We start from the raw sequence: 531 nt of genomic DNA, 5'->3' as shown, positions 1-531 counted from the left end.
ACATGTAGAAAAACGGATAAAATACATAAAGAAAGCGTTTGAAAATGTTTAGGGGAAAACGAAGCAAGGTTAATTTTTAGTTGTAGGGTAGCCGAGTGAATGTCATTTTTTAACCGTTAAATTTTATATATTAATAAAAGGATTAATAAATGTTTGCTATAATGCTGATAATAAGTGAAAGAGTGTTAGATAGTTTTTATAGAGATAGGGAAGGATAGCTAAAGGATAATATTTTCTAGTTACTACTTACGATGGATTGGCTAGTTTCGGTATAAAAATAGTTCTCAATTTAAATATGAGTTATGTTATAATTGCTAGGTGTGTTTTAACGATAATAAATTATGATTAAAAGATAATGTTAAGATTTTGTATGGAGGTCTTGGAATGTTAGCAAATCAAGCTAGGGTTAGATTTGAGCATTTTTTGCTCTTTTTTATTATTTTACAGCCTGTTTTAGATTTATTAACGTCTCTTAGCATCACTTTATTAAAGTCAAATGCTACCGTTGGAATTTTAGTAAGATTCCTTATT

1 protein-coding gene is annotated in these 531 nt (G+C 28.1%); it reads left to right on the top strand.

Annotation, left to right across the window (positions count from 1 at the left end; translation table 11 throughout):
• Positions 1–384: 384 nt before the first annotated feature.
• The coding region (locus DN403_RS30900; RefSeq protein ID WP_179958968.1) for an O-antigen ligase family protein at positions 385–531 on the top strand (147 nt) is incomplete at its 3' end.

The sequence above is a fragment of the Bacillus sp. AY2-1 genome (genome assembly GCF_008368965.1).
GTDB classification, from domain to species: domain Bacteria; phylum Bacillota; class Bacilli; order Bacillales; family Bacillaceae_G; genus Bacillus_A; species Bacillus_A thuringiensis_S.
Note: the sequence above shows the minus strand (reverse complement) of the source record. Positions and strands in the feature narration are given on the sequence as shown.